The sequence below is a fragment of the Streptomyces sp. DF42 genome (assembly GCF_058267695.1).
Window position 1 is genome coordinate 8,392,516 of the sequence record NZ_CM177859.1, and the last position, 9,801, is coordinate 8,402,316.

The following is a 9,801-nucleotide window of genomic DNA, read 5'->3' on the forward strand; positions in this document are numbered from 1 at the left end:
CATCCGGGCGCTCCCGTCGCAATCGGTCGACCCTGTCAGCCCTGCGCGGCCGGCTCCCGCACCGCATCGGCGAGACCGGCCACCGTGGGACGCTCCAGGAAGCGGCGCGGCGTCACCTTGCCGACCCCCTTGCGAGCCAGCACTCCGAGCATCCGTACCGCCAGGAGCGAATCCCCGCCCAGCGCGAAGAAGCCCGCCGCTCTGTCGGTCACCGCGCATCCGAGCAACTGGGCCCACTCGGCCGCGATGGCCAGTTCGAGGTCGTCCCGCGGAGCCCCCGGCTCCTCGTCGGTCCCGCCCCGTGTCAGCGGGACGGACAGCCGTCCGCCCGTGCCGCCGACGTCCGACTGCTGCGCGTCAAGCTCCGCCGGAAGCGTGACCGGTGCCGACCATCCCTCCTTCGCCACGAGGGATTCGACGGTGCGCATCACGTCCTGGAACATCCGGTCCACGTCCTCAGCGGCGAAGAGCTCCTCCACCAGGGAGAAGACGACGACGAGTTCGCCGCGCAACTCGAAAAGGCGTACTTCAAGAGCGACCTGGGGAGTTCTCAGCTGCTGGTGGTGGCTCAGCAGATCGATCCGCCCCAAGGGGCCCGCCTCGTAGGGGACTTCGCTGCCCAGGGCCGCGTCCACTCCGAGGGTGCTCTGGAAGACGACGGGGGCGACCGGACGCCGAGTGCCGCGGCGGCGGCCCAGCTCACGGGAGACCTCCACTCCGGTGATCAGGTGGTGTGCGAGGGCGTCGCCCATGGCCTGTTGGGCGCTGACGGCCAGATCGGCGAAGGCTGGGTTCTCCGGCAGCTCGATCGGCATGAGCATGGTGGACGAGAAGGCGCCCACCAGGCGGGGTACGTCCGGATGTAGCGGGAGCCGGTTCAGCTGAAGGGTGTTGAGCAGGAAGCGCCGGTGTCCGCAGGCACGGGCCACGGCGGCGGAGAACACCGCGAACATCGCGGCCGACGGGGTGACACCGTGCTCGGTGCAGTGGGCGCGCAGCGCGGCCCACCGCTCGCCGTCGAGCACGGCCTGCCGCGTGCCCATCAACGTCGGCCGCACGTCGGCCGGATCGGCCACGAGGGGCAGCGCCGGGGGCAGGGGGAACGTGTCGAGGCGGTCCCACCACCAGTCCCGGTCCTGATGCCACTGCTCGGTGTCGGGCAGGTCGCGCAGGCTGGTGACGTAGTCCCCGAAGTCGATCTCCAGCGGGGCGAGGACGGCGTTGTAGTCGGAGACGAGGGCGAAGAGGTCCCGGTAGAAGACGCCGGACGACCAGCCGTCGATGATCAGCAGACTGGTGGAGGAGTGCAGCCGGGCGCGCTGCCCCGGAAGCAGGGTGAGCCGCATGTCGAGTCCGCAGCCCACGGCGGGGTCGGGACCCTCGGTGCTCATCTCCCGCCGGATCGCCGCGAGCTGAGTGGCGATCTCCTCCTCCCCTGCGGTGCTCAGATCGGTCATCCGCAGCCGCGGCATGGCGTCGGGATCGTCGAGAGGGAGGATCCGCTGCGTGCCGTCGGGCAGGATGCGGGCCCGGAGCACCGACTGGTGTTCCGCCAGGCGCTCCAGCGCGTCCTGGAGCGCCTCGACGATCTCGTCGCTGTCGATGTCCTCCAGGCCAATATCCACGTAGTGGTGGGCGGAACGGTAGGACAATTCCCAGGCATCCTGTTGGCCGACGAAGTACCCCTGCTGGAGCGGCAGCAGCGGGAAGGGCGCCTCCGGATCGTCGCGCCGTTTGCTGTCCAGGTCCAGGCTGCGCGGTACGCCGCTGCCCGCTGTGCCGCGTTCGTGGAGGAGCGCCGCGAGATGGACCGCGGTGTGCTCGACGCGTACGTCTGACAGGGCGAGGTTCACCCCTAGGCGCTTGCGGATCACCGCTGCCATACGTACGGCGAGGACTGAGTCGCCGCCCAGGCTGAGGAAGCTCGTGTCGTCCGGTATGGACGCGGTGTCGTTGTCCAGGACGTCGGCCCAAACACCGCGCACGGCCTGGACGAGGTCGTCGGGGGCGACGGGTAGCGAGGCGGAAGTGGTCAACTGGTCGCTCCAGAGGTGGTGGTGGATGGTACGTGATCCACGGCGTGGACGCGGACGGGACGCGGCCCAGGTAGCTGGGCGAGCGCGCGTGCGACCCGGTCGGGGTCGGGCCGGCCGTGGCCCGGGCGAGGGCGGCCGGCGATGACGTGCTGGCCGAGGGCGGTCAGGGGGTGGCCGGCGGGCGGCAGGATGGGCAGGGGGCGGAAACCGGCCGCGTCGAGCTGCCCCGCCCACTCTGTCTCGGTGAGGAACACACGGTCCTGTCCGGCCCGCAGATCGGTGAACCAGCGTTCCTCGTCGGGCTGCGGCGACATCAGCAGGTACATCGAGGTGAGTGCCTGGTAGTGCTCCCGGCAGGACTCGACCAGCACCAACAGGCCGTCTGGCGCGAGGAGTTCGCGCATGGCCGCAAGTGCACGGCCCACGTGGCGGGCGTTGTGCAGGACGTTCGAGGCGAGGATCACGTCGTGAGAGGCGGGGGTCAGGCCCTGCGCCACGGGATCGGCGTTGATGTCGAACAGGGCCTGGCGCAGTCCGGGGTGGGTACCGAACCGGGTGCGTGCGGCCTGCAGGAAGAACCGGGACACATCCGTGAAGAGGTAGTCGACCGGGGCGGAGTCGAGAGCACTCAGGACCGCTTCCGTCGTCCCGCCCACCCCCGCCCCCGCCTCCAGCACACGCAGCGGCCGGCCGCCGCCCTCCCGGCGCCGGGCCTCGTGGGCGATCAGGTCGGCGGCGGCGTGGTTGGCCCATCGACTCGGTGCGCTGTCGCGGTAGTTGCCCTCGGCCGTGTCCGTCTCGCCCTGTGGGAAGAGCACCTCCTGCAGACTCGTACGGTCCTTCAGGAGCAGCGGAAGCCGGTCGGCCGCGGCGAGGAAGAACCGTGTCATGGACTCGGGGTAGCCCATGCCGTGGCGTGCCTCGTCGAGGGTGCGACGGGCGCGGGCGTACTCCGTGCGGTCGGGCGCGGTCAGCTCCCGGTAGTGGCCCGTGGCCGGATCACGGCTGAGCCGCCCTTCGGCGGTCAGGGTGCGCAGCCAGCGCCGTACGATCCACGCGTGGCGGGGCGCGGTGCCCAGTGCGGTCACGACGTCGGCGGCCGTGCGCCCCGCCGGGGCGCGGAAGAGGCGGGTGCGGTCGAGGACGCGGGCCATGGTCAGCAGGGCGGTTTCGTCCAGCAGGCGCATCAGGGGCGTGAGTTCGGCGAGATCGGTGCCGGTGACGGCCGTGTCACCGGAGGCTGCGGCCGCCGCGACGGCCTTCTCATCCTCGGTGTGTGCGGCGTCGTCCACTGCGCCGCCTGCCGTGCCGGCTGGACCAGCGACCAGGAGGGTGTCCCCGGCGCTGCCCGGCACCAACTGCCAGGCGCCCACCTCGGGCAGGGCGGAGAGAGCCTTGGCGAGGGGCGCGGGTGTCATCGGATCGCCCCGTTGGGCGCGTCGTCCACCACGATCCTCGGTAGTACCGTGCCGGGCTGCGTGCGGCGCAGGTGGTCGCGCAGGATTTCCGGCAGCCGGCGTCGTACGAACGCGGGCAGCGGCTCGTGGGCCAGGCGTCCCAAGGGGTCCCGGACCGGGCGGGCGGTCGCCGCCGTGGCGCAGTCGGCCGGTGCGGCGACGGCGAGCAGGCGGGGGTCGCCCGCGTCGAGGAGCACGGCGGCGTCTGTGCCGGTCAGCGCCTGGTGCAGGTCATGGGGGGTGACGGCGTCCGGAGCGTCGGTGAGGAGGGCGTTGGGGATGCCGTGCAGGATGACGGGCCCGGGGGACAGTGCCGTTTGCAGCGAGACCGCCAGCGGGGCGCTTCCCCTTCCCTGCCACTGCAGTTGGCGTACCTCGGACGGGTCCGCGATGCCGGGGGCGGGGCCGACGTGCAGCACGAGGTCGTAGCGGTACCGGGTGAGTTCCGAGTCGTACGCCATCGTGCGGGCGTGCACGCTCATCCGGACGGTTCGGGAGTGGGCGGCCAGGATCCGCTGCACAGCCGCGGGGGCGAAGGAGAGTTCCCTGTCCTGGGCCACGGCCGACGCGACCCGCGCGGCGATGTCCCTGTCGGCCGATTGGGGGTCGCGGGCCCGTTCCACCCGGCTGAAGTGGTCTTCGAGGAGTCCCGCGTGGCGGATGTCGCCGACGATCACGGTGCCGCCGTCCTCCACCACGGTGAGTGCGCTGTGCAGGAAGGCGGTCAGATACGCGAGGTCGGGGAAGCATTGGGTGACGGAGTTGAGCAGGACGCAGTCGGGCCGTACGTCGGCCCCGAAGACGTGCTCCATCGCCTGCCGCACTGGCGGCGTCTCGGTTTCGTGGGCAGCCGCGCGGACGAAGGCGGCGCGGGGCAGGCCGGCGCCGCTCAGGCGGTCGACCGCCACGGCCGCCACGTCGGTGCCGACATAGCCGTCCAGGCCGGGGGCCAGCCGGTGGGCCAACAGGCCGGTGCCGCAGCCGAGTTCGAGGAGCCGGTGGGGGCGCTGGGCGAGAACGAGCTCGACCGTGCGGTCGACCCAGTCGCGCATGTGGGCGGTCGGCAGGGGTTCTCCGGTGTCGGAGGCGCGCCAGCCGGACAGGTCCAGATCACCGGCATGCTGGCCCTCGGCCGTCTCGTACGTCCACTCGTACACCTCGGCCCAGTGCGCGAGGTGTTCGCCGACCAGAGGGCCGGGGGTGGGCAGCGCGGCTGTCGCGCGCGGATGGGGTGTGACCAGCAGGACGCCGTCGAGGGCGGGTCGCGCCTCGGCCACCCAGGGGTGGGCGGCGGCGAGGGCTGCGATCCGCTGTTCAGCGGTGGCTGTCGTATCGGTGGTCTCATCGGGCACGGGGAGGCTCCGTTCGGTGCGTGCGGGGTCGCGCTGGCGCGGCGGACATGTCGGCGGGTGGAACTGGGAGCAGGCGGCCGTCGCGCAGCGCCAGTACGGCGTCGGCGCGGGCTGCCACGGCAGGGTCGTGGGTGACGGCCAGGATCGCGGTGCCCGTCTCCCGGACCCGGTCGAGCAGATCGAGCACGGACCGGCCGGTGTCGGGATCGAGTGACGCGGTGGGCTCGTCCAGCAGCAGTACCTCGGGTCGCGCGGCCAGGGCCCGGGCGAGGACGACCCGCTGCCGCTGGCCACCGGAAAGCAGTTGCGGGCGGCGCCTGGCGCTGCCGGGAGGCAGTCCGACGGCCGCGAGGAGGGTCCGCGCCTCGGCGAGCGCGGCGTCCCGGCCCAGACCGTGCAGCACGGACAGCGGCCTTGCCACGGCCCGGTCCACGCGGTGAGCCGGGTTGAGCTCGTCGACCGCGCTCTGCCCGGCGAGCTGGATGGCACGCAGCTGGTTCCGGCTGCGGTGCTCGGTGGCCGCGGGTAAGGGCGTGCCGTGCCACAGCAGCGTCCCGGCCGAGGCGGGGTGGCGGCCGACGAGTGCGTGCAGGAGCGTCGTCTTGCCGATGCCGGAGGCGCCGACCAGGGCGGTGATGCTGCCGTCGGTCAGGTCCAGCTCGCCGTCTTCCAGGAGCACTGTTCCGTCGGGGGTGGTCAGTACGAGGCCGTGGGCGGAGAGCGGGGCGCCTCTCTTTCCGCGATCCTGCCCCTTCCCAAAACTGGGGGCCGCGCCCCCAGACCCCCGGATGGGGGACGTAATTCGGCTGCGGGTCGTCTGTGGCTGGTCGGGCTCACGATGGGGGTCCCCTCGCTCGAGCGAAGCCGAGAGTGGGGGAGGAGCCGCACATGTCACAGCCCCGCGCCCTTTCAGGGGCGCTGCCGTGACGCGGACCGTCACATCCGCCAGGTCGCCGAAGAGGGCATCATCGTGTGTCACCACGAGCACGCAGCGGCCCGGCGTACCACGCCGGGCCGCGACGGCCCGGGTCACCAGGGACGCCGTCTCCGCGTCCATGCCCGACGTCGGCTCGTCCAGGACGAGGAGCGGGGGGTCCGCAGCCAACGCGCGAGCCAGCGCGATCCGTTGGGCCTGGCCGCCGGAGAGTTCGCCCGCCCGGCGCGCAGCGGTTTCGAGCGGCAGGCCCAGCAGATCGAGTTGCTCGGTAACGTGCGACGCTCTGGCACCGCGGTCCATCGCGAGGTCCTCGCCGATCAGGCGGTCGACGCGCCACAGCGGATGCAGTGCGGCGCCGGGGTCCTGGCCCAGCCAGCCGCACCGGGAACGACGCCATTTCCGGGCGGAGCGGCCCCGTTCCACAGGCGTGCCCTGCCAGCGCACGGTTCCGGCCGTTCGGCGCAGTCCCGGCGGGACGGTGTCCAGGAGAGCGTGCAGCAGCGTCGTCTTTCCTGACCCCGACGGGCCGGTGATGACGACGACCTGTCCGGATCCGACCCGCAGACTGGTGGACGGCAGGACGGTGACGCCGTCTGACGCCCGGCATACCGTCATCCCGTCCGCCGTGAGCAACGGGGACCCGCTCACCGGGGTTCCGTTCACCGAGGTCATGCGACGTACGCCTTTCCCTGCCCCAGCCGGTGTGCCGCGGCGGCCAGAGCCCAGGCGCAGCCCGCGAGCAGCACGGCGGGCGCGATCAGTGCCGCCGGATTGAGCGCGGCGCCCGAGAGGTTCTCCGTGAGCATCAACGCCCAGTCTGGTTGTGGCGGTTGAGGGCCGAGACCCAAGACGGCAAGGGCCGAGGCGATCTGCAGTGCGGTCACCAGGCGCAGCCCCGCATCGGCCGTCACCAGGCCACGCAGTGCCGGCAGCACCTCGCGGACGAGGACGGACGCCGTTGTCTCGCCCCGCTCCAGGGCCGCCCGCACATGGCCGCGGGACCGCAGGCGAGCCGCCTCACCGGCCACCATCCGGGCGGTCAGGGGCGTACCGCTGAGCACCGACGCCACCACCACCGCCGTCCCACCCGGCACGGTGACGGCGAGGACGAGTGCGAGGACCAGCGCGGGTACGGACAGCAGCAGGTCGCACAGCCAGAACACAGAGCGGGCGACGTGCCCGCCGGTCCACCCGGCTGCCAGGCCGAGCGCGGTACCGCAGATCAGGGCCACCACCGCGGCCAGCAGCGAAACGGCGAGGAGTTCAGTGCCTCCGTACAGCACACGTGACAGCACATCGCGGCCGAGGCTGTCCGTCCCGAGGGGGACGTCGGAGCCCGGCGCGGACCAGGGCGGGCCGACCGGTTGCCCCGGGTCGTGCGGGGCGACGTACCGCCCCAGCAGCACCAGGACGGCCGTCGCCCCGACCGCGGCCACCGCGGGGGTGAGCGAACGGGCCCTCAAGGAGCGCATCAGGCTCTCCCTCCGGCAGCAGCCGGGACGGCCGGGCCCTCGCCGTGGTCCGCGCGCCCAGCCCGTGCCGCAGGACGTACGTCGGCACGTGCGTCGAGGCGATCGGCGACGAGCATGCACAGCAGCAGCACGGTGACCGGCGGCAGCGCGGCTGCCTGTACGACGGGTATGTCGCGGACGGCGACCGCGGACACCAAAAGGCTTCCGGTGCCGGGGTAGCCGAACAGCGTCTCCACCAGCGCCGTGCCCGCCATCAGCCCGCCGGCCACGAGCGCGGTCACTCGCAGCGCCGGGACCAGCAGGAAGGGCAGGACATGCCGGATCAGGACCAGGCCGGGTGGCAGGCCCCGCATGCGGGCGTCGCTGACGTGCGGGTGGCGCAGAGAGTCCAGGAGCGTGCCGCGCAGCAGTGCTGTGGCGTACGCGGCCGAGGGCAACGCCAGCGTGAGCGCGGGCAGCACCAGCACCCGCGGTGCGTCGAACGGTGAACCTCCGGGCGGCAGCAGGGACACGGCGGGCAGCCAGCCGAGGATTCCGGCAAAGACCGTGCCGAGTACGGCCGCGTGCACCGACTGCGGTATCGCCGCGAGCCCGGTCGCCGCCGCGCCGCCGCGTCCGCCGCGCAGGAACGCGACGCTCAGGGCGACAGCGGTGAACACCGCGGTGACGGCCAGCGCGCAGGCGACGAGGACGGCTGTGGCGGCCAGCCGCTCGGCGAGCAGGCCGGTCACAGGACGGCCGCTCACCAGCGAGAGGCCGAGATCGCCGCGTACCGCACCGTAGAGCCAGTCGAGATAGCGGAGGAGGGGCGGCCGGCCGAGGCCGAGCCGGTCCCGTTCGTCCGCGCGTTCCTGCTCCGAGGCCCGTCCCGCGCCACGGACGTCGCTCGCGTCGCCGGGCAGCAGAGCGGTGGCGGCGAACACGACCGCCGTCGCCGCCACGGTCAACAGGACCGTGCGCAGGAACGGGCGGAGTGTCACTTGGCCATCCAGACCTGGTCGATGAACATCCGCTGGAAGCCGGGACCGTCGGGCAGTCGTCGTACGCCGCGGGCGGCGAGGTCGAGGCCGTCGCCGGTGCCCCACACGACGTAGCCGCCGTCCTTCCACAGGTCCCGCTGGATTCCGGCGAGGAGGTCGTTGCGGCTGTCGGCGTCGAGCGTTCCCATCGCCTGGGTGAAGCCGGCGTCGAACTCCTTGTTCTTCCAGGCGGTTTCGTTGGTGGGGGATGTCGAGAGCAGGCCGACACGCACCAGGTCGGGGAAGGAGATGCCGCCGTAGTAGCCCGTGTAGAACGCCTTCTTGGCGTACACGGCCGTCCAGTAGGTGTCGGCGGGCTCCACCTTGACCTCGGCCTTCACGCCGATCTCCGAGAGCTGGCGCGAGTAGAGGGTGGCCGCGGTGTCCATGCCGGGGTACGCGGTGGTGGTGTGCAGGGTGACGTTCAGCCCGTCGGCGTGGCCCGCCTGCTCGAGCAGCTCCTTGGCCTTAGCGAGGTCGCGGCGGCGCTGCGGAAGACCGTCGGGGTACGAGGGGTCGTACGGGGTGGGCAGGTCGTTGGCGATATCCCCGTAGCCCAGGAAGACCGTGTCGACGAGAGCCTGACGGTCCGTGGCCAGGCGGAACGCCTCCCTGACTCTCGGATCGTCAAACGGTTTCGTGTTCGTGCGCATGATGAACGGGTATTCGGTGACGCCCTTGCGCCGCACGACCTGCGGTCCGGAGCGGCCCGCGCTCTTGACCGCGGCGGGGCTCACGCTGCCCGCGACATCGGCCTGCCCCGACAGGACTGCGTTGGCGCGGGCCTGCGGGTCGGCGACGGCCTGGATCTCCAGCCGGTCCAGATGCGGGCGCGGCCCCCACCAGCGGTCGTTGCGGACCAGCACGGCGGTCTGCGCCCCGGAGGAACGCACGTTGAAGGGGCCGGAGCCCGGGACCGCCTTGGTGAAGTCCTTGTCCGTGGTGCCCTCGGGCACGACGAAGCTGACGGACTCGAGCGCCTTGGCCGCCTGCGCCATGGGCGCGCGGGTGGCCAGAACCACGGTGTGGTCGCCGTCCACCCTGGACGCCTTCATGTCGAAGTCGGCGAGCCGGCCGTAGTTCTCGGCAGCCTTGTCGGCGATGCGGCGCAGGGAGTACAGCACGTCGTCGGCGCGTACCGGGCGGCCGTCGGTGAACTTCGCGTCGTCGCGGAGGGTGAACGTCCAGCGGTCCAGGGCCTTGTTCGGCTTCCAGGACGTGGCGAGGCGCGGCTTGGGTTCGCCGTCCTTGCCCGGGATGGTAAGGACGTCGTAGATGAGGGCGAAGCGCAGGAGGTCGGATTCGTTTCCGAGGCCGCCGTGCGGGTCGTTGCCCGCCGTGGCGGGCGAGCCGGACACGGCGTAGCGGAGGGTTCCGCCGTCGACGGGTTGTTGGTCGGCGGACGCCGCCGGGCCTTGGGCATCGTCGGATGACGAGCATCCGGTGAGCAGCAGGATCCCGGCGGTGGCGGTGGCGAGGGTCGCGCGGAGGAAATGCGGCTTCCGCAGAAAGGTGTTGGGTCTCATCG

At 72.4% G+C, this 9,801-nt stretch carries 7 protein-coding genes; all 7 read right to left on the minus strand.

The features are described 5' to 3' along the window. Window positions 1-35 precede the first annotated feature (35 nt). The 7 genes from ACYUED_RS38620 to ACYUED_RS38650 are packed head-to-tail and all read right to left on the minus strand — an operon-like array spanning window position 36 to window position 9,799. Window positions 36-2,036: a condensation domain-containing protein gene (locus ACYUED_RS38620; protein WP_491289069.1), complete on the minus strand. Its 2,001-nt coding sequence runs from the start codon at window positions 2,034-2,036 to the stop codon at window positions 36-38. Then, entirely contained in the window at window positions 2,033-3,454 is a 1,422-nt protein-coding gene (locus ACYUED_RS38625) for a class I SAM-dependent methyltransferase (protein WP_491289070.1), read from the minus strand. The genes ACYUED_RS38620 and ACYUED_RS38625 overlap by 4 nt, the downstream gene beginning before the upstream one ends. After that, window positions 3,451-4,845 (minus strand): class I SAM-dependent methyltransferase, encoded by a 1,395-nt coding sequence (locus ACYUED_RS38630; RefSeq protein WP_491289071.1) that lies wholly within the window; start codon window positions 4,843-4,845, stop codon window positions 3,451-3,453. Before ACYUED_RS38630 ends, ACYUED_RS38625 begins: the two co-directional genes overlap by 4 nt. After that, on the minus strand, window positions 4,835-6,454 hold the full coding sequence (locus ACYUED_RS38635; protein WP_491289072.1) for an ABC transporter ATP-binding protein: 1,620 nt from the start codon (window positions 6,452-6,454) through the stop codon (window positions 4,835-4,837). The genes ACYUED_RS38630 and ACYUED_RS38635 overlap by 11 nt, the downstream gene beginning before the upstream one ends. Further along, on the minus strand, window positions 6,451-7,254 hold the full coding sequence (locus ACYUED_RS38640) for an ABC transporter permease (RefSeq protein WP_491289073.1): 804 nt from the start codon (window positions 7,252-7,254) through the stop codon (window positions 6,451-6,453). Before ACYUED_RS38640 ends, ACYUED_RS38635 begins: the two co-directional genes overlap by 4 nt. Continuing rightward, window positions 7,254-8,234: an ABC transporter permease gene (locus ACYUED_RS38645; RefSeq protein ID WP_491289074.1), complete on the minus strand. Its 981-nt coding sequence runs from the start codon at window positions 8,232-8,234 to the stop codon at window positions 7,254-7,256. Before ACYUED_RS38645 ends, ACYUED_RS38640 begins: the two co-directional genes overlap by 1 nt. After that, complete coding sequence (locus ACYUED_RS38650) at window positions 8,231-9,799, minus strand: ABC transporter substrate-binding protein (protein ID WP_491289075.1); 1,569 nt, start codon at window positions 9,797-9,799, stop codon at window positions 8,231-8,233. Before ACYUED_RS38650 ends, ACYUED_RS38645 begins: the two co-directional genes overlap by 4 nt. Window positions 9,800-9,801 lie beyond the last annotated feature (2 nt).

What these genes read in the sequence shown, in the direction of transcription:
- ACYUED_RS38625 (WP_491289070.1), bottom strand. Translation starts at nt 3,454, where the DNA reads ATGACACCCGCGCCCCTCGCCAAGGCTCTCTCCGCCCTGCCCGAGGTG.
- ACYUED_RS38640 (WP_491289073.1), bottom strand. Translation starts at nt 7,254, where the DNA reads ATGCGCTCCTTGAGGGCCCGTTCGCTCACCCCCGCGGTGGCCGCGGTC.
- ACYUED_RS38650 (WP_491289075.1), bottom strand. Translation starts at nt 9,799, where the DNA reads ATGAGACCCAACACCTTTCTGCGGAAGCCGCATTTCCTCCGCGCGACC.
- ACYUED_RS38635 (WP_491289072.1), bottom strand. Translation starts at nt 6,454, where the DNA reads ATGACCTCGGTGAACGGAACCCCGGTGAGCGGGTCCCCGTTGCTCACG.